Here is a 19,214-nt window from a genome sequence, read left to right as displayed (position 1 = left end):
GACCTTATGCTTCGGCGTCGACCTGTCACCCTTGCCGCTTGCCTGTTGCCTCTCGTCCTGACGGCGTGTGGCGAGTCATCCACCGAGAAAGATCCGCGCACGCTTGCGCCCCTGGTGAGGGTTGCGCAGGTGCTGGGTTCGCCCGAACCGTCGCGCTCGTTTACCGGCGTGGTCACAGCCAGGGTCCAGAGTGACCTGGGCTTCCGGGTGTCGGGCAAGGTACTGGAACGGCTGGTCGATACCGGCCAGACCGTCAAGCGTGGTCAGCCGCTTATGCGCCTGGACCCCATCGACCTGGGCCTGCAAGCGCGAGCGCAACAGGAAGCGGTTGCCGCCGCTCGGGCCAGGGCGAAGCAGACCGCCGATGACGAGGCGCGTTACCGGGATCTCGTCGAAGCCGGCGCCATCTCCGCCTCGGGCTACGACCAGATCAAGGCTGCTGCCGATACTGCAAGGGCGCAGCTCAGCGCGGCCCAGGCGCAGGCGGACGTCGCCCGCAATGCCTCCGGCTATGCCGCACTGCTGGCCGACGCCGATGGCGTGGTGATGGAGACGCTGGCCGAGCCTGGACAGGTCGTCGCTCCGGGGCAAATCGTGGTGCGGCTGGCGCGGGCCGGCCAGCGTGAAGCCGTGGTGCAACTGCCCGAGACCCTGCGGCCGACGGCAGGCTCCGTTGCCCAGGCGACGCTCTACGGCAATGCCAGCGAGGCCGTTACTGCGAAGCTGCGGCTGCTGTCGGATTCCGCTGACCGTCTGACGCGCACCTTCGAGGCGCGGTATGTGTTGGAGGGTGCGCTCGCCAACGCGCCCCTGGGTTCTACCGTCACGCTTCGGATCGCCGCGGGCACTCGCTCGGAACAGGCGCTGCAGGTGCCGATCGCGGCCCTGCACGACGCGGGCAAGGGCAGCGGTGTCTGGTTGATCAGCGGGGAACCGGCGACAGTCACCTGGCGTCCCGTCCAGGTACTCGGCTTGAGCGACGACGCCGCGCACGTCTCGGGTGAGCTGAAAAGGGGCGACCGGATTGTTGCGCTGGGCGCCCATCTGCTGCGCGAAGGGGAGGCGGTGAGGCTGGGTCAACCGTTAGACGCGAAGGTTGCGGGGAATCACCCATGAGCTTCAACCTTTCCGCGCTCGCCGTCCGCGAGCGTTCCATCACGGTATTCCTGCTGTTGCTGATCGCCGTCGCGGGCGTCCTGGCGTTTTTCCAACTGGGCCGCGCAGAAGATCCTCCGTTCACGGTCAAGCAACTGACGGTCATCACGGCCTGGCCAGGCGCGACAGCCCAGGAAATGCAGGACCAGATCGCCGAGCCTCTGGAAAAACGCCTGCAAGAACTGAAGTGGTACGATCGCACCGAAACCTATACCCGTCCCGGCCTTGCGTTCACGATGGTGTCGCTGGTTGATCGCACGCCGCCGTCGCAAGTGCAGGAAGAGTTCTACCAGGCACGCAAGAAGCTCGCTGACGAGGCGATCAAGCTGCCGGCGGGTGTCATCGGGCCGATGGTCAACGACGAGTTCTCCGACGTGACCTTCGCCTTGTTCGCCCTGAAAGCCAAGGGCGAGCCGCAACGACTGTTGGTCCGCGATGCCGAGGCGCTGCGCCAGCAACTGCTGCATGTGCCGGGCGTGAAGAAGGTCAATATCATCGGCGAGCAGGCCGAACGGATCTTCGTCTCGTTTTCCCATGATCGCTTGGCGACCCTTGGCGTGTTGCCCCAGGATATTTTTGCCGCCCTCAACAGCCAGAACATGCTCACGCCCGCCGGCTCCATCGAAACCGTAGGGCCGCAGGTGTTCCTGCGCCTGGATGGCGCCTTCGACAAACTGCAGAAGATTCGTGACACGCCGGTGGTCGTGCAGGGGCGTTCGTTGAAATTATCGGACGTGGCGACGGTCGAGCGCGGCTACGAAGACCCGGCCACGTTCATGGTGCGCAACGGCGGCGAAGAGGCGCTGCTACTGGGCGTCATCATGCGCGAGGGCTGGAACGGCCTGGACCTGGGCAAGGCACTGGACGCTCGGATCGGCCAGATCAACCAGGACATGCCGCTGGGCATGACGCTCACCAAAGTCACCGATCAATCGGTGAACATCGACTCGGCGGTCGGCGAGTTCATGGTCAAGTTCTTCGTCGCGCTGCTGGTGGTCATGGTTGTCTGTTTCCTCAGCATGGGTTGGCGCGTCGGCGTCGTTGTGGCGGCGGCGGTGCCGTTGACGTTGGCCGTGGTGTTCGTGGTCATGGCCGCCACCGGCAAGAATTTCGACCGCATCACCCTCGGTTCGCTGATCCTTGCGCTCGGGTTGCTGGTGGACGACGCAATCATCGCCATCGAAATGATGGTGGTGAAAATGGAGGAGGGCTACGACCGCATCAAGGCCTCCGCGTATGCCTGGAGCCACACGGCCGCGCCGATGCTCTCCGGTACGCTGGTAACCGCCATCGGCTTCATGCCCAACGGTTTCGCGCAATCGACCGCCGGCGAGTACACCAGCAACATGTTCTGGATCGTCGGCATTGCCCTGATCGCTTCCTGGGTGGTCGCGGTGGCCTTCACGCCGTACCTGGGCGTGAAACTGTTGCCCGATATCAAGCAGGTCGAAGGCGGCCACGCAGCCATCTACAACACCCGCCACTACAACCGCTTCCGCCAGGTGCTGACGCGGGTCATTGCGCGCAAATGGTGGGTGGCCGGTACGGTGATCGCGACATTCGTGGTGGCGATCCTTGGTATGAGCCTGGTCAAGAAACAGTTTTTCCCGACCTCGGACCGGCCCGAGGTGCTGGTGGAAGTGCAGATGCCGTACGGCACCTCCATCGAGCAGACCAGCGTCACCACCGCCAAGGTCGAAGCCTGGCTGCAACAGCAGGAAGAGGCCCGGATCGTCACCGCTTACATCGGTCAAGGCGCGCCGCGTTTCTATCTGGCGATGGCGCCGGAGCTGCCCGATCCGTCTTTTGCGAAGATTGTCGTGCTGACGGACAGCCAGGAAGCGCGCGAAGCCCTTAAGTTCCGGCTTCGCGAAGCGGTCGCCGAAGGGCTCGCCCCAGGGGCACGGGTGCGGGTGACGCAACTGGTGTTTGGCCCGTATTCACCGTTCCCCGTGGCCTATCGGGTGATGGGGCCTGATCCGGCGAAACTGCGCGAGATCGCCGGTCAGGTCCAGGACATCATGCAGGCGAGCCCGATGATGAGGACCGTCAACACCGATTGGGGACCGCTGGTGCCGACCCTGCATTTCAACCTCGACCAGGACCGCTTGCAAGCCGTGGGACTGACCTCCAACGCGGTCGCCCAGCAACTGCAATTCCTGCTCAGTGGCGCGCCGATCACCGCAGTGCGCGAGGACATCCGCTCGGTGCAGCTGGTGGGCCGCGCTGCCGGGGATATCCGCCTCGACCCCGCCAGGATCGAAGGTTTCACCTTGGTGGGCGCGACCGGCCAGCGTATACCGCTGTCCCAGGTGGGCGAAGTCGATGTGCGCATGGAAGACCCGATCCTGCGGCGTCGTGATCGCACGCCGACCATGACCGTGCGCGGCGACATCGCGGAAGGCTTGCAACCGCCAGACGTTTCCAGCGCGATCATCAAGCAGTTGCAACCGGTCGTCGACACGCTGCCCGCCGGCTACCGGATCGAGCAGGCCGGCGCCATCGAGGAATCGGGCAAGGCCGGCAAGGCCATCGTGCCGCTGGTGCCGATCATGGTCGCCATGACGTTGCTGATCATCATCCTGCAGGTCCGTTCGATCTCGGCGATGATCATGGTGTTCATGACCGCGCCGCTGGGCCTGATCGGGGTGGTGCCGACGCTGCTGATCTTCAACCAGCCATTTGGCATCAACGCGCTGGTCGGCCTGATCGCTTTGTCGGGGATCCTGATGCGCAATACGCTGATCCTGATCGGGCAAATCCATCATAACGCCAACGAAGGTCTCGACCCGTTCCACGCGGTCATCGAAGCAACGGTTCAACGGGCGCGGCCGGTGCTACTCACGGCGCTGGCGGCGATCCTGGCATTCATTCCCCTGACACACTCGGTGTTCTGGGGCACGCTGGCCTATACGCTGATCGGCGGCACGTTCGTGGGCACCATCATGACGCTGGTGTTCCTGCCGGCGATGTACTCCATCTGGTTCAAGATCCGTCCTGATACGAAGAGGGCTTCATGAAAAATCGCGAAGGTCAAAAACGAATCGTCGTCACCGGCGTTGGTATGGTTGGACCGCTGGGGTGCGCGGTGGAAGAGGTCTGGAAGCGCTTGTTGGCCGGGCATTCCGGCATTCGCAACCTGTCCGCCGACGTGACCGACGGCACTGGCGTTGCCGTGGGCGGGCAGGTGCCGACCTTGGAAGAGGATGGCATCGCCGGTTACGACCCGGAGCGCCTCATTGCGCCCAAGGATCGCAAGAAGATGGACCGCTTCATCGAGTTCGCCCTGGTGGCGGCCCACGAAGCGCTGGAGCAGGCTGGCTGGCATCCCATCGAAGCCGTCGATCAGGAGCGGACCGCCACGATCATCTCCTCGGGCGTGGGTGGTTTTGCCACGATTGCCGATGCGGTGCGCACCACGGATGCTCGCGGCCCGCGTCGATTGTCGCCGTTCACCGCGCCGGCCTTCCTGGCCAACATGGCGGCCGGACAGGTCTCGATCCGGCACGGTTTCAAGGGGCCGCTCGGTGCGCCTGTCACGGCGTGCGCCGCCGGCGTACAGGCCATTGGCGATGCGGCGCGGCTGATCAGGACTGGCGAGGCGGACATTGCCCTCTGCGGTGGCACCGAGGCGGCGATCGACCGCGTGACCCTGGGTTGTTTCGCGGCGGCGCGGGCGCTGTCCACGGGATTCGCCGAGCGTCCACAAGAGGCCTCGCGACCGTTCGACCGGGATCGCGACGGCTTCGTCATGGCCGAAGGCGCCGGGTTGCTGGTGATCGAGTCGCTGGAACACGCCCTGGCCCGCGGCGCCAGGCCGTTGGCAGAGCTGGTGGGATATGGCACCAGCGCCGATGCCTATCACCTGACCGCAGGGCCGGAAGACGGCAACGGCGCCCGCCGCGCCATGGAGCAGGCGCTGCGCCAGGCGGGCATCAACCCCGGCGAGGTGCAGCACATCAACGCCCATGCGACGTCCACCCAGGTCGGCGATGCCGGTGAGTTGGCGGCGATTCGTGCAGTGTTCGGTACGGATTCCGGCGTGGCGATCACCTCCACCAAATCCGCCACCGGGCACCTGCTGGGGGCGGCGGGCGGCATCGAAGCGATCTTCACGGTCTTGGCGCTGCGCGATCAGGTCGTGCCACCGACGCTGAACCTCAACTATCCCGATGAGGCGGCGAACGGGCTCGATCTGGTCGGCCTGAAGGCGCGGCAGATGCCGATCACCCATGCGCTGTCCAATGGCTTCGGTTTTGGTGGCGTCAACGCGAGCGTATTGTTCCGTCGCTGGGAAGATTAACGTCGCGTCACCGGCGCAGGAAGAACAGCACCAGCGCGACCAGGCAGGTCAATGCCTGGATCGCGCCCACGGTCAGGATGGGGGAAAAGCTCAAGACCGAGGCCAGCCAGGTCGTCAAGGCTGCGGCACCCATGGAGAGAAAACCCAGCAGCGCCGAGGCCATCCCGGCCTCTTTGCCGAAAGGCCCCATGGTGATCGCCGTACCCAACGGATTCGCCAGCCCCATGCCCCAGAGGAACGTCACCATCGACACGGCATACCAGCCGAGGCCTGGATAGGCCGGCCCGACGATGAGCAGCCCCCCGCCAACCATGGCGCAGGCGATCCCCAGCAAGGCAATGTGCCGTGGGCCGTAGCGGTGGGCCAGGCGCGGTGCGGCCATGCCGGCGGCGAACACAACGAACACTGTGGATGCGAAATACAGGCCGGCCTGCACCGACGTCAGACCGATGCCTTTCATGAGGATGGCCGGGGCGGCGGCGAAAGAGGCGAACAGGCCGCTGAGCAACAGGCTCATCGACAGGGCGGGGAAAATAAAGCGCTTGTCCACCGCCAGCCTTGCGTAGGCGCGCACGACGCTGCCGGTGGAGTGTGGCGCGCGGCGATCGGCGGGATGCGTTTCTCCAAGGTCGCGGACATAGAAGAACGCCAGCACAACGGCGGCCAATCCCACCAGGATGAAGATGGCGCGCCATCCAAGCGTGACGGACAGCACGCTGCCCGCCAAGGGTGAGAAACCTGGCGCGGCGGCGGTGGCGACCATCGTCAACGACAGGGCGCGGGCCAGTGTCTCGCCTTCGAACAGATCCCGTGCGATGGCGCGCGACAGCACCGAGGCCGCGCACACGCCCAACGCCTGGACGATGCGTCCGGCGATCATGACATCGAGCGTGGTGGCGAGCCCTGCGATGACGGTGCCGACGATGAACACCGAGAGGCCGCCCAGCACCAGCTTCTGACGTCCATAGCGATCAGCCAACGGCCCCACCACCAACTGGCCCAGGGCAAAGGTGACGAAATAACTGGAGAACGTCAGGCCCAGTTCGCGGGCGGTCACGCCGAGCTCATCGCCGATGACCGGGAACGCCGGGAGGATGATATTGGTGGAGAGCATGCCGATGGCTGCGAGGCCTGCGAGCAGCGCCACGACTCGGCCGGTCAGGGCGGGGCTCGATGCCTGTGGCTGCGCGTCTGCAATCACTGATGCATTTCCGGTTTCCATGGAACAACCCTCTTGGCCGGTTTTTGGCTGGCTTATGATGATCGTAATATGACGGTCGTCATCTGATGCGTCAAGGTCAAAAGAGGATTCGGGAGGATGGGTGAGGAAGGGGAGGCGAGCGGGGCGCCAGAAGCGTTGGCAGGGCGTTAAATGACTCGGTCGACGCTTGTCGGCGTCGACCGAGCCAGGCGGGTTACCAGCGGAAGTTGACGGAGGTCACCAGCTCACGCTCGTCGCCGTAGCGGCAGATGGCGGCTTCACAGTAGACGTATTTTTTGTTTGTCACGTTGTTCGCGTTGAGGGAAACGTCCCAGTTCTTGTCGATCTGGTAGCTGGCCATGGCATCGAACAGGGTGTAGGCCGGCAATTGTGAATCGATGCCCGACGCCTGGGTGGTGCCCTTGTAGCGCGCGCCGCCGCCCACCTTCAGTTGTGGTACGCCGAACAGGGCGAAGTTGTAGTCAGCCCACAGCGCGGCTTGGTGGTAAGGCGTGTCTTCGCTGCGCTGGCCCACTTCGCTCTGGATTACGCTTTTGGTGATGCGTGAATCGGTGTAGGCGTAGGTCGCGATGACCGTCAGTTGAGGCGTGACGTCGCTCTTGGCTTCCAGCTCCAGGCCACGGGAGCGCTGTTCGCCGATCTGCTGGGGATTGTTGCCGGCCAGGTCGCGCTTGACGACGTTTTCCTGCGTCAGCTCATACACCGCTGCGCTCAACAGCGTATTGCTGCCTGGAGGTTGATAGCGAATACCGATTTCGTACTGCTTGCCTTCGGTCGGCTCGAACGTCTGCCCTGGCGCGTCGGCTACCGCGACCGGGAAGAACGATTCGCTGTAGCTAATGTAAGGGGCCAGACCGTTGTCTGCTTCGTACACGAGGCCGGCGCGCCAGGTGGTGGATTCGTCGTCCTGGCTCAGCTTCTGGCCGGTGGCGAAGCCTTCCTGGTCCTGGTCGGCCCAGTCATGGCGACCGCCCAACAGCAGCAGCCAGTGATCGTCGAATTTGATCTGGTCTTGCAGGTAGATGCCGGTCTGGAAGGTATCGATCTGCGAACCGCGGTCACGACTGGGATCCTTGTTCACGACCACCGGTTGGCCGTAGTTGTAGTCGCCGATATTGATTGAGGACGTGTTGGCGCGGAAGTTATGCGAATCATACGAGGCATCGTAGGTATCTGCGCCCACCAGGAAGGTGTTCTCGATGCCGCCGATGTTCCAGCGTGTCTCGATGTTGGTGTCGCTGGCCAACGCCCGGGAGCGCTCGCGCCGGTCACTGTACTGGCGACGAAGGACGCCGGTATTGGCAGCTCCGTTGATGGCAGCCGCGCTGGTCTGCGCCTGCAGATACTTCCACTTCACATCCGCTTCGTAGTAACGCAGCTTGTTGCTGATGCGGGTGTGTTCATCGAAGCGGTGTTCGAATTCGTAGCCGATGGCGGACATCTCGCCATTCATGTCGTCGTAGTCGGGTTCGCCAATGAAATCGTGGCGGCCGATGGTGACCGGCCCGTTGCCCACGCCCTTGACCAATTGGTAGGGCAGCGGGGCGGAGAAGCGGGTGTCGCTCTTCTGATAGAACGAAAGCAGGGTCAGCGAGGTGTCTTCATTGGGGCGCCAGGTCAGGGCTGGGGCGATGTAGAGCTTGTCGTCGTTGATGTAGTCCTGCTGGGTGTCGCTGTCGCGCTTGAGCATGGTCAGGCGGTAGCTGAGGACTTCGCTGTCGCCGAGCGGGCCGCTGAAGTCGGCGGTCAGTTGCTTGCGATCATGGTTGCCGTATTGCATCCCCAGCTCATGCTGCGCGGTTTCGGTCGGGCGTTTGCTGACGCCGTTGACGAAGCCGCCGGGCGACAATTGACCGTACAGCACCGAGGCCGCGCCGCGTACGACTTCCACGCGTTCCAGGCCATAGGGTTCCTGGACACCGTCGTAGGAGTTGTACTGCAGGCGCATGCCGTCGCGCAGCGAGCCGCCGGTGGCGGATTCAACGTCGAAGCCGCGCATGCGGAACCGGTCGGAGGTGCGGTTGAAGCTGCTTGGCTGGCTGGTGAAACCCGGGGTGTAGCTCAGGGCGTCCGCCAGGGTGTCCGACTTGCGATCGCGCATTTCGTCGGCGGTGACCACGGACACCGACTGGGGCGTTTCGGTAATGGCCGCGTTGGATTTGGTGGCGCTGCCGTTGCGCAGGGCGACTTTGCCGGCCAGCGGTGCCGTAGGGTTTTCCACGGCGGCGGCGTTGATGTTGATTTCGCCGAGTTGAAGAGGGGCGTTGGCGCCAGCTTCTTCCTGTGCGGCGATCGCCTGTGCTGAAAAAATGCTCCCCAAAGCCAGGGCCAGAGTGCTCAGGTGAAACGCTGGGTGACGCGAGACGTAACGTTTATCGGTGCCAACTGTTGTTTTTCTTACGAGCATCGAGGAAGTCCTTGGGGGGTCGTTATTGATCTTCGCAGGCCTGCCATCCCGGTCCGGCGGGAACAGGCGGGCGAGCGAGGTTAGTGTCTACTGGCCATAATCTGACTGTGAATGATAAGGGTTTGCATTAATATTGTCAGTCTTGTAGGGAAATTATTTTAGTTTCGACATATTCTGTGGCCCACTTTTTGGCCCTCGATGGGTTTTCCGGTGTTATCACCGGGAAACGATTGCGCGGGATCGGTACGATGGACGATTCGATCAAGCCCTCTAGGGCGGTGGAGGGACGGTCATGCTGAAAGCCAGCAATGTGCGGCTGAGCTATGGCGAGCAACAGATTCTCAACGGTGTCAGCCTGGACATTCCCGAAGGCTGCTTCACGGCGTTGATCGGGGCCAACGGCTGCGGCAAGACCACGCTATTGAATGTGCTGGCGCATATGCTGCGCCCGAGCGCTGGCGAGGTGCACCTGTCCGGCAAGGCCCTGGGGCAGTATTCGCGCCGGGCGCTGGCGCAACGCATGGCGCTGTTGCCCCAGCGCACCACCTCGCCGGCCGGCATGAGCGTCCGGGAGTTGGTGATGCAGGGGCGTTTTCCCTGGCAGAGCTGGTGGCGGCAGTGGTCCGAGCAGGACCAGCAGGCCATTGACCGCGCCATCGACCTGGCGGGCATCGGGCCGTTGCTCGATCGTTCACTGGCCACCCTGTCGGGCGGACAATTGCAGCGCTGCTGGATTGCCATGACCCTGGCCCAGGACACCCCGGTGATCCTGTTGGACGAGCCCACGACGTTTCTCGACATCGCGCACCAGATCACCTTGCTCGAACTGCTGGTGGATCTGCGCGAGCAAGGCAAGACGGTTGTCGCCGTGCTCCACGATCTGAACCAGGCCGCGCGTTATGCCGATCACCTGGTGATGATGCGCGACGGACGTCTGCTGGCCCAGGGCGCGCCCGCCGAAGTCTTCACCCGCGAGAACCTCAAGGCAGTCTTTGACCTGGACGCGCACATCATCACCGACCCCTATTCGGGTGATCCCCTGTGCGTCCCGCAAACCACCCGTAGCCAGCCGTCGGCCGTGCGGGAGGCGATGTGAGTCACGGATTGCGATTGCCGGTGTGGCTGGGCCTGTTGCTCGCCATCGGCTTGGCCGCGCTGCTGCACCTGGCGGTAGGCGCGAAGAGTATTCCCTGGAGCGAAGCCTGGCAGGCGCTGGTGGCTTATGCGCCGGACAACGCCGACCAGAGCGTTATCCGCGGCAGCCGCCTGCCGCGCCTGTTGGTCGCGATGCTGGTGGGGGCCAGCCTTGGCCTGGCCGGGGTGATCATGCAGGCCGTGGGCGACAATCCATTGGCCGACCCGGGCATCCTCGGCATCAACAGCGGCGCGGCACTGTTCGTGGTGTTCGGCTTGCTGGTGTTGCCGGGGAACAACCTGTCGATGATCCCGCTGTTCGCGTTCAGCGGTGCCCTGGTGGCAGCCATCGGCGTGCTGCTGCTGGCGGGCAGGGGCCATAACCCGATCCGCCTGACCTTGTCCGGGGCCATGATTGCGGCGTTGTTCAGCGCCATTACTTCGATCCTCTTGCTGCTCGACCAGCAAGGGCTCGACAGCCTGCGTCGCTGGCTGACCGGCTCGATCGGCGTGACCGGAGGCGCGATGCAGGCCTGGGTCTGGCCTTACGTCGTGTTGGGCATGTGCTTGTGCCTGGTCAACGTTCGGGCCTTGAACGCTCATCGGCTGGGTCCGCAAGCCGCGGCCGGCATGGGCGTCAATCTGTTGAAAATGCGCCTGTTCGGCCTGGCTTCCGTGGTGCTGCTTTCTGGATGCGCGGTGGCGCTGGCGGGACCGATCGGTTTTGTCGGGCTGGTGGTGCCCCACGCTGCGCGGCTGTTGTTTGGTGATGACTATCGACGACTCTTGCTGGCCGCACCTTTGCTCGGCGCGCTGCTGCTGATCCTCGCGGACATCGCCGCACGCACCGTGGTGCGGCCCTTCGAGCTCAACACCGGGATTGTCACGGCGCTGATCGGCGGGCCGATTTTTGTCGCGCTGGTGCTGAGGAAAGTCAAATGACGCGCCTGGGACTGACGTTGCCCAGGGCGCTGCCATTGTTGCCTTGGGTGGCCCGGCCGATCGATGTGATCTGGGTGCTGGTGTTGACGTTTGCATTGGTTGCCGCGTCGTTGTACGCCTTGACTGTCGGTAGCTATTCACTGGGTGTCGTCCAGGCCTGGCAAGCCTTGTGGTCCCCTGGCCAGGTCGACTCGACGACGCGCAATCTGCTCTGGGAGTTGCGACTGCCGCGTGTCGCGCTGGCGATCCTTGCGGGCATGGCCATGTCGCTGGCCGGCTTGTTGATGCAGTCGCTGACGCGTAACCCGCTGGCGGCGCCGGGCCTGGTGGGCGTGGAGTCGGGCGCCAGTGTGACGATGCTGCTGATCATCGTGCTCTGGCCCTCGCTGCTGCCCCTTGAACTCTATCCGCTGGCGGCATTGGCGGGCGGGTTGGCCGTGGCATTTTTCGTCGCGCTGTTGTCGTGGCGCCAGGGCATTTCGCCGCTGCGCCTGATCCTCGTCGGCGTCGGGCTTACCGCCATGCTCAGCGCGGTGGCTGACCTGCTGATCACTTACGGCAACATCGACCAGGTGGAGTCGGCCCTCATGTGGCTGGGCGGCAGCTTGCATCGCGCTGGCTGGGCACAGGTGCACAGCCTTGGCATCTGGCTGTTGCTGGCAGGTGTTCCGTTGTTGTTTTTCCATCGCCAGTTGAACCTGTTGCAACTGGGGGAAAAAGTCGCGCTCAGCCGCGGCCTGAATGTCACCGGCGTGATGATTTTCCTGTTGCTGTGCAGCGTCATGTTGACCGCGGCGGCTGTGGCGAATGTCGGCACCATGACGTTTGTCGGGCTGGTGGCTCCGCATCTGGCGCGGCAATTGGCAGGCGATCGCCACGGTGCGCTGATGCCGTTGTCGGCGTTGGTGGGAGCGTTGCTGGTACTGGCGGGCGATACGCTGGGCAGAGGGATTTTTCCACCGTTGCAGTTACCGGCGGGGCTGGTGGTCGCAATCATTGGCGCGCCTTACCTGATCATATTGTTGGCGCGCCAACGCAGTCGCTGAGAAACACAGCGACGCTTATCTTGAAATTATCGGAGGCAAACGCGTGCGGGGAAGGGTGAAAGCAATATTCCAAGGGTTGCTGGGCATGCTGTGCGTGCCGTTGGCATTGATGTCCATGCACGCCGGCGCGGCTGAAACCAAGGTGTTCGAGAACAGCTTCGGCCGGGTCGAAGTGCCCGTTTCGCCTCGTTGCATCGTCTCCCTGCATGACTTCAGCCTGACTACTCAGCTGTTGGAGTTGGGGATCAAGCCCTGCGGCTCGACAGGGCGCAAGAAGCTGTTTTCGGACGTACTGTTTCGCGGAGCCCAGGAGCGCTTCGATGTGACCGGCATCCAATACATCGGCTCGCACCAGTCGCCTGACCTGGAAGCCATTGCCGCCCTGAAGCCTGACCTGATCGTCGGCCTGTCCTATCACGCCGATCTCAAGGAAAAGCTCAGCAAAATCGCACCGGTCGTGCTGTTGCCTTCGCGCGAAAGCGACATCAAGACCTATGCCAAACAGCTCGCCGAGCTGGTAGGCAAGCAGCAGCGCTATGAAGAAATGCTTCGCGAGTACGAGTGGGTCGTCAATGAATTCAAGAAGCGAGTGAAGGACCCGTCGCGCATCACGGTCACGACCCTTGAGGTCTATACCGATGGTTTCCAACTGATCGGCCGTGGCGGAATGGATGACGTCATCACTGATTTCGGCCTCGGCCGTGTCGCCGCCTATCGTGAAGCACGCCAGAATGTGCCGTACAGCCTGGAGCGAATCGGTGACTTCGACAGTGATTTCATTATCGACACATACGAAGAATTGCTCGATTCGGAAACCAGCACGGCGGCGTTTCGCCAGTCGCCTCAATGGCAAAACCTGTTTGCGGTGAAGAACCGCCAGTTTCTCTACCTGAACCGCAGCCGCTACGCCGATACGATGCAGGGATTGCTGGGTTCCGCCTACCTCCTGATGTCCCATATCGCTGAGCGGGAGAGCGTGCTCCAGGCCAAATGATTTGTGTCGATTGTCATACAAACGTCATTAATGACAATGATTCTCTATTGCGGTTGTTACTCGTTTGTATTAGTTTGTGCTCTCGAAAAAACACGCTCATCGGAATGGCGAGGGATCACAAATGGAAACTGGTTTGGCGCGTGCACAGGTTCAATCCATGGAAGGCGTACCGGGCAACGAGCAGACCTTGCCGTTCATCTTCCAGGCGCCAATCACTGGTGCCGCCTGGCAGGACAGCCGAGCGGAAATCCTGCAGGCGGTCGAGGCCGAGTTGCCGCGCGTCGGCGGCATCCTTTTTCGCGGTTTTGCGTTCAATGGTGAGGCGGACTTCGAAGCATTCGCCCGCAGTTTCGGTCACGAGTTGCTGACCTACGACTACGCCTCGACGCCGCGTACCAAGCTCAACAACCGGGTCTACACCTCCACCGAATACCCGGCCCACCAGGTGATTCCACTGCACAACGAGCAGTCCTACTCGCTCAACTGGCCGATGAAAATCTGGTTCCACTGCGTACAGGCCTCTGCGGTGGGCGGCGAAACTCCCATCGCCGACAGCCGCCAGGTCTACCAGCAACTCGATCCGGCGATCCGCCAGCGTTTCGCCGAGAAGCGCCTGATGTACGTGCGCAACTACGGCAACGGTCTCGACTTGCCCTGGCAACAGGCGTTCAGCACCGAAGACCGTGCGCAAGTCGAACATTTCTGCCGCGCCAACCAGATCCAGTTCCAGTGGAGCGATGACGGCGAGCTCTCCACCCGCCAGGTCTGCCAGGCCGTGGCCCAACATCCGGTGACCGGGGAGTGGGTGTGGTTCAACCAGGCGCATCTGTTCCATATCTCCAACCTTGCCGCGCCCGTGCGTGAGACGCTGATTTCCATCGTGGGCGAAGAGGGCGTGCCGCGTAACGTCTTCTATGGCGATGGCTCGCCGATCGAGCTGGATGCCCTGGAGCATATTCGTGCGGTATTGCAGCGCTGCCAGGTGAGCTTCCCCTGGCAGGCGGGTGACGTGCTGATGCTCGACAACATGCTGGTCGCCCACGGCCGCTCGACATTCCAGGGCGCACGAAAGGTCGTGGTCGCCATGGCCGAGCCTGCTCCGGCGGGTTGAGCCCGACGCTCTTGCATTAAGCCGCTGCACTGAGCGGCTTATCCAAACAAGCAAAAAAATGAAGGACATCAAATGCTCGATCGCCTGATGCATCGCTGCTGGCTGCGTGGAATTCGCCTGTCGGAAGCCGACGGTCAACTGGACATTGTGCCCGGATCGCAAGGTGCTTTGACGGATGAACTTGAAGCTGAACTCCGTTCGCAAGAGCACCAGGTGTTGCAATGGCTGGTTCTGCATCCCGATTATTTTGATGCGCGGCCACTGACCGACAATGAGCAGGCTCTCTGGTTTCTACAGCGACTGGAACCCGACAGTTGCGCCTATAACCTTGCTTACGCAGGACGAATCAAGCCGCAGTTCGTAACGGATGATTTGCCTCGGCGCCTGCAAGACGCCTGGGCCACAATCCAGCGGCGTTACCCTGTGTTGAGCACGGCCTACGGTGAACGCAACGGCGACCTGGTGCAGTGGAGTCGTGGCGAAAATATCCAGCCGTTGCAGTGGGTTACCTTGCAGGCGGCGGACACCGATACCTTGCAGCAACGCATCGCCGAATTGGCCGACCGGCCTTTCAATCTCCAGGCCGGGGAAGTCAGCCGAGGTGTGGTGCTGAGCAACACCCGGGATGGTCATGCCGAGCTCACGCTGCTGCTGGTTATCCATCACATCGCTGCCGATCCGGCCACGTTCCATATCGTGCTCAATGAGCTGTTTGCACAGGTCGATGGTCAGCCGTTGCCTGCGATCAATCCTGATGCCTATCGCACCTACAACAGTGAGCTGCACGTGCGTAGCGAGTCGACTGAAGCTGCGGAGCTGGCATGGTGGCAGGCGCAACTGACCGAAGTCCCGACGCTGCATTTGCCGACGGATTTCGCCTTTGGCGGTAACCGCTCATTCGAAGGGATGGAGCTGCCGGTTCGCTTCGATCCCGCCACCACGGCGAGGGTCCGGGCCCGGGCTCGCGAGTGGGGCGTGACGCCTTACGTCTGGTGGTTCTCGCTGTTTCAACAGTTTCTCGGGGTGTTGTCCGGGCAAGACGATTTTGTCCTGGGTACGGCCGGCGGTCTGCGCTTGCGACGCGAACACCTCAATTTGCCGGGCTATCTGGTCAACTCGCTGCCGGTTCGCTGTCGCTTGCAGCCAGACCTTTCAAGTCGTGACTGGGCGCGTGAGGTGGACGCCACCGTCAAGCAGGCCCTCGCGCACCGACACTACCCGTTCTCGCGCCTGGTCAAGCAGTTGAACCTCGAGCGTCAGGCGGGCAAGGCGCCGCTGTTCCAGCACATGTTCACGCTCAACAAGGAACGTGCCGCGCCTTTTCACCGGTACGTGGATCCCGTGTTGTCGGAACAGCGTGGAGCGGCCCATGAACTGAACATGGTCGTGGTGGATGATGAGCAGGGTTTCCTCTGTCGGTGGCGCTACAGCAAGGCCTTGTACCGTCACGAAACAGTCCAGCGTTATTGCGACCAGTTCGTTGCGTTGGTCCACGCGGTCATCGAACGGCCGGATGTACCTTTTGCCCAGCTCGACTGGCTGGCGCCCGCGCAACAATCGTTGCTCAGTGGCGAGGACCTGCCGGTCCCGGTCAGCAACGCCTGGCAGGCGTTCGTCCAGCAGTGCGCCCAACAGTCTGAGTCGATCGCCCTGCACGACGAACAAGGCACGCTCAGCTATGCCGAACTCGGCCGCGCGGTGGTGGCCCGTGGCGAGCGCTTGCAGGCCGGCGCGAACCTGGAAGGTGCACGCATCGCCTTGTGCCTGCCCCGCAGCCGCGAACTGGTGATGCACATGCTCGCGGCCTGGCACTGCGGCGCCACCTACCTGGCCCTCGATCCGCAGTGGCCGCAGTCGCGTTTGCAGGACATCTGCGAGGATGCGATGCCCAAGGCCTGGGTCGGCGAGGGCCTGCGTCCCGACTGGCTGCCGGATTCGGTGCGCTGGCTGTCGTTGCCCGTTGCCGAGTTGTCGGCTGAATCGCCGTTGCGCACATCACTGGCTGCTGACGTGCCGGCCTATGTCGTCTACACCTCCGGCTCCACCGGCCGGCCGAAAGGCGTGGCGGTCAGCCAGGGCAACCTGATCCATTACGTGACTGGCTGCCTGGAACGCCTGGGCCTGCCAGCCGATGCCTGCCTGGCGAGCCTTGCCAGTTGCGCCACGGACTTGGGGCACACGGCCTTGTTCGGTGCCTTGCTCAGCGGCCGTCGCCTGCGGCTGTTGGCCGAGGAACTGGCCTTCGACGCCGAGGAACTGGCGGCTGTGCTTGAGCGCGAGCCCGTGGACCTGCTGAAAATCGTGCCGTCGCACCTCAACGCCTTGCTGGTCGCCAACGATCCGCAACGCTTATTGCCGCGCCAATGCCTGGTAACCGGTGGCGAAGCCCTGGGCCATGAACTGGTTTCGCGCTTGCGCGCATTGAAGCCTGGCCTGCGTATCGTCAACCACTACGGCCCCAGTGAAACCACCGTCGGGGTGTTGACCCACGACGTCGATATCGATGGCGCGGCACCGCTGGGTCGACCATTGCCCAATGTCCAGGTCAGCGTGCGTTCGCCTGAGGGCCGCCTGCTGCCGATAGGCGTGAGTGGCGAACTCTGCGTGCAGGGCAAGACGGTTGCGCTGGGTTATCTCGGCGCCAGCGATGCAGACCGCGCCCGATTTGGTGAACATGGCTATCGCACCGGCGATCGGGTGCGGCTCAATCATCAGGGGCAGGTGGAGTTTCTCGGCCGGCTCGATGAGCAGGTCAAGATCCGCGGTTATCGGGTCGAGCCGGCGGAAGTCGCGGCACGACTGCGGGCGATACCGCAGGTCAGCGATGTGCAGGTGATGAATAGCCCTTCGCCGTTGACGGGCAACCGCCTGGTGGCGTTCGTGATCGCGCCGTCGGGCGCGTTGGCTGATATTCAAGCCGCCCTGCAAGCGCAGGTGCCCGACTATATGCAACCGGCCCAGTGGCACTGTCTCGATGGGTTTGCCTTGTTGCCCAACGGCAAGGTCGATCGCAAGGCATTGCTGCAGTTGGCCGAGCAAGCGCCGGCCACAGCCCTGGCGCCGGCTCCTATCGAGCAACCCTTGGATGCGGTCGAAAGCGCGTTGCTCGACATCTGGCGCGGGCTGCTCGGCAACCCCGACCTGGGGCCCGATGACAACTTCTTTGCCTTGGGCGGCGACTCGATCCTCGGCCTGCAGATCATTGCCTTGGCGCGCCAGCAAAATATCCGGATGACGCCCAAGCAGTTGTTCTCCGAACAGACCGTGCGCGCCTTGGCCCGAGTGGTACAGACACCACAGCGCAGTCTTGAACAACGTCTGCTCGACATCGCTCGCGAGATCCTCAATAACCCGGACCTGCGCGTCGATGACAACTTCTTCAGTGTCGGTGGCGACTCGATCCTGAGTCTGCAGATCATCGCCCGAGCCAAGCAGCAGGGGCTGCAACTCAAGCCCAAGCAGATTTTCGAGTTCCCGACCGTGCGCGGTTGGGCCGGGCAGGTGGACGATCTCGGCGCGGTGAAGGAGGGCGCTGCAGCGGCCGTGCTCGAACCTGCCACAGCGTTTCCACTGACGCCGATCCAGCAATGGTTTTTCGCCCAGGAGCAAACCGAGCCCGGGCACTGGAACCAATCGTTACTGCTGGCGTTGAACGCGCCGTTGGAACAGGCGCGATTTGCCCAGGCCGTCGGCGCGCTGCTGCAGCGTCATGCCAGCTTGCGCCTGGTCTTCGAAGCGTCGGCGCAAGGTTGGCAGCAGTGCTACCAGGCGTTTTCCCCAAGCCAGCTCGACGGGTTGTTCCAGGTCGAGGACGGACCGTTGGATGACGCGCTGTTGCAGCGCTGGCAACGAGGCTTCGATTTGGGCAAGGCGCCTTTGATCCGCTGGGTGTACTTCTCACAGAGCCAGGCGTTGTTGTGCACGGCGCATCACTTGCTTGTCGACGCGGTGTCCTGGCAGGTGCTGCTGGAAGAGCTGGAAAGTCTCTACCTGCAACCGAACGTGGCGTTGCCTGCCGTGTCGGCGGGTTTCCATGCGTGGAGCGAGGCCTTGCAGGAGCATCGTCGCGAGCCTGCCGTCCTGGCCCAGGTTGACTACTGGCATGAGCAGTTGGCCGCCGAACAGAGCGTTTCTCAACAGCCCAATATGTACGGCGAAAGCCGCACGCTGGACATGCCACTGTCGGTCGAGCAAACGCAACTGCTGCTGGGCGATTGCCACGCGGCCTACGGCACCCAGGTCCAGGATCTGCTGGTGGCCGCATTGGCCGGTGTCATCGGCCAATGGCAGGGCCGCGAGCGCGTCACCCTTGAGCTGGAAAGCCACGGGCGCAGCGGCTGGGAACAAGGCCCCGAGTTGTCGCGCTCGATCGGTTGGCACACCAGCCGTTATCCGCTGGCGGTCGACACTTCGTGGGACTTGGAGTCCTCGATCATCGCGGCCAAGGAAGCCCTGCGCCGCGTCCCTGAACAAGGCATCGGCTACGGCCTGTTGCGCCAGGAACCTGCCCATGGACTGGGAGCAGCCTCGCTGCTGACCTTCAATTACCTGGGGCGGGTCGACCAATGGATCGGCGCATCGAGCCTCTGGCGCCTGGCGCGGCCGATGTGCCCCGGCATGCGTGCCGAAAGCACCCGCCGCACCCATTGGCTTGACGTGACGGCGCTGGTCAACGAAGGCCAGCTACACGTTGAATGGCGTTATGCGCCGAAGGTCCACGACCCGGTGTTGGTGAACGAACTGGCGCGCCAGTTCCAGCAGCGGATCACCGCGCTGCTGGAACACTGCCAGGCCCCGTCGGTGGGCCGCGCCACGGCTTCGGACTTCGCCGACTCCGGCCTGTCCGACGATGAATTCCTGGGGCTGCTCGAGCAACTTGAGCAATGAGCCCCCGCGTCCC

At 63.2% G+C, this 19,214-nt stretch carries 11 protein-coding genes; 9 read left to right on the top strand and 2 right to left on the bottom strand.

The features are described 5' to 3' along the window. Nucleotides 1–6: 6 nt before the first annotated feature. The 3 genes from J3P79_RS14720 to fabF are packed head-to-tail and all read left to right on the top strand — an operon-like array spanning nt 7 to nt 5,458. Nucleotides 7–1,116 (top strand): efflux RND transporter periplasmic adaptor subunit, encoded by a 1,110-nt coding sequence (locus tag J3P79_RS14720; protein WP_434611483.1) that lies wholly within the window; start codon nt 7–9, stop codon nt 1,114–1,116. Then, nucleotides 1,113–4,175, top strand: a complete 3,063-nt coding sequence (locus J3P79_RS14715) for an efflux RND transporter permease subunit (protein WP_434603595.1) — start codon at nt 1,113–1,115, stop codon at nt 4,173–4,175. Before J3P79_RS14720 ends, J3P79_RS14715 begins: the two co-directional genes overlap by 4 nt. Beyond that, complete coding sequence (fabF, locus tag J3P79_RS14710; RefSeq protein WP_434603593.1) at nt 4,172–5,458, top strand: beta-ketoacyl-ACP synthase II; 1,287 nt, start codon at nt 4,172–4,174, stop codon at nt 5,456–5,458. Before J3P79_RS14715 ends, fabF begins: the two co-directional genes overlap by 4 nt. 7 nt (nt 5,459–5,465) lie before the next feature. Here the strand turns inward: fabF and J3P79_RS14705 are convergent, their stop codons facing one another. Both J3P79_RS14705 and J3P79_RS14700 read right to left on the bottom strand, forming a co-directional pair. After that, entirely contained in the window at nt 5,466–6,680 is a 1,215-nt protein-coding gene (locus tag J3P79_RS14705) for a multidrug effflux MFS transporter (RefSeq protein WP_434603590.1), read from the bottom strand. A gap of 193 nt (nt 6,681–6,873) precedes the next feature. Further along, nucleotides 6,874–9,087: a TonB-dependent siderophore receptor gene (locus tag J3P79_RS14700; RefSeq protein WP_434603588.1), complete on the bottom strand. Its 2,214-nt coding sequence runs from the start codon at nt 9,085–9,087 to the stop codon at nt 6,874–6,876. Nucleotides 9,088–9,379: 292 nt separating this feature from the next. Between J3P79_RS14700 and J3P79_RS14695 the strand changes: the two genes are divergently transcribed. From J3P79_RS14695 to J3P79_RS14670, 6 genes are all read left to right on the top strand, one after another. Further along, nucleotides 9,380–10,183 carry an ABC transporter ATP-binding protein gene (locus tag J3P79_RS14695; protein ID WP_434603586.1) on the top strand — a complete coding sequence of 268 codons (804 nt, stop codon included), beginning with the start codon at nt 9,380–9,382 and terminating at the stop codon, nt 10,181–10,183. After that, nucleotides 10,180–11,163, top strand: a complete 984-nt coding sequence (locus J3P79_RS14690; RefSeq protein WP_434603584.1) for a FecCD family ABC transporter permease — start codon at nt 10,180–10,182, stop codon at nt 11,161–11,163. The genes J3P79_RS14695 and J3P79_RS14690 overlap by 4 nt, the downstream gene beginning before the upstream one ends. Then, a complete protein-coding gene (locus J3P79_RS14685; protein ID WP_434603582.1) occupies nt 11,160–12,209 on the top strand; it encodes a FecCD family ABC transporter permease in 1,050 nt (349 codons plus the stop codon). Before J3P79_RS14690 ends, J3P79_RS14685 begins: the two co-directional genes overlap by 4 nt. Before the next feature lie 55 nt (nt 12,210–12,264). Beyond that, the gene (locus J3P79_RS14680; protein WP_434603580.1) at nt 12,265–13,203 is read left to right on the top strand and encodes an iron-siderophore ABC transporter substrate-binding protein; all 939 of its coding nucleotides are present in this window, start codon (nt 12,265–12,267) and stop codon (nt 13,201–13,203) included. Between the two features lie 157 nt (nt 13,204–13,360). Further along, the gene (locus J3P79_RS14675; RefSeq protein WP_434611480.1) at nt 13,361–14,314 is read left to right on the top strand and encodes a TauD/TfdA family dioxygenase; all 954 of its coding nucleotides are present in this window, start codon (nt 13,361–13,363) and stop codon (nt 14,312–14,314) included. A gap of 72 nt (nt 14,315–14,386) precedes the next feature. Continuing rightward, nucleotides 14,387–19,201 (top strand): condensation domain-containing protein, encoded by a 4,815-nt coding sequence (locus J3P79_RS14670; protein WP_434603578.1) that lies wholly within the window; start codon nt 14,387–14,389, stop codon nt 19,199–19,201. The last annotated feature ends 13 nt before the right edge of the window (nt 19,202–19,214 follow it).

It is taken from the genome of Pseudomonas sp. R1-7, assembly GCF_051132105.1.
In the GTDB taxonomy this organism is placed as follows: domain Bacteria; phylum Pseudomonadota; class Gammaproteobacteria; order Pseudomonadales; family Pseudomonadaceae; genus Aquipseudomonas.
This window is presented reverse-complemented; position numbering and strand designations above follow the sequence as displayed.

Coding starts and splice junctions, on each gene's coding strand:
- J3P79_RS14720 (WP_434611483.1), top strand. CDS start 7: ATGCTTCGGCGTCGACCTGTCACCCTTGCCGCTTGCCTGTTGCCTCTC.
- J3P79_RS14715 (WP_434603595.1), top strand. CDS start 1,113: ATGAGCTTCAACCTTTCCGCGCTCGCCGTCCGCGAGCGTTCCATCACG.
- fabF (WP_434603593.1), top strand. CDS start 4,172: ATGAAAAATCGCGAAGGTCAAAAACGAATCGTCGTCACCGGCGTTGGT.
- J3P79_RS14705 (WP_434603590.1), bottom strand. CDS start 6,680: ATGGAAACCGGAAATGCATCAGTGATTGCAGACGCGCAGCCACAGGCA.
- J3P79_RS14700 (WP_434603588.1), bottom strand. CDS start 9,087: ATGCTCGTAAGAAAAACAACAGTTGGCACCGATAAACGTTACGTCTCG.
- J3P79_RS14695 (WP_434603586.1), top strand. CDS start 9,380: ATGCTGAAAGCCAGCAATGTGCGGCTGAGCTATGGCGAGCAACAGATT.
- J3P79_RS14685 (WP_434603582.1), top strand. CDS start 11,160: ATGACGCGCCTGGGACTGACGTTGCCCAGGGCGCTGCCATTGTTGCCT.
- J3P79_RS14675 (WP_434611480.1), top strand. CDS start 13,361: ATGGAAGGCGTACCGGGCAACGAGCAGACCTTGCCGTTCATCTTCCAG.
- J3P79_RS14670 (WP_434603578.1), top strand. CDS start 14,387: ATGCTCGATCGCCTGATGCATCGCTGCTGGCTGCGTGGAATTCGCCTG.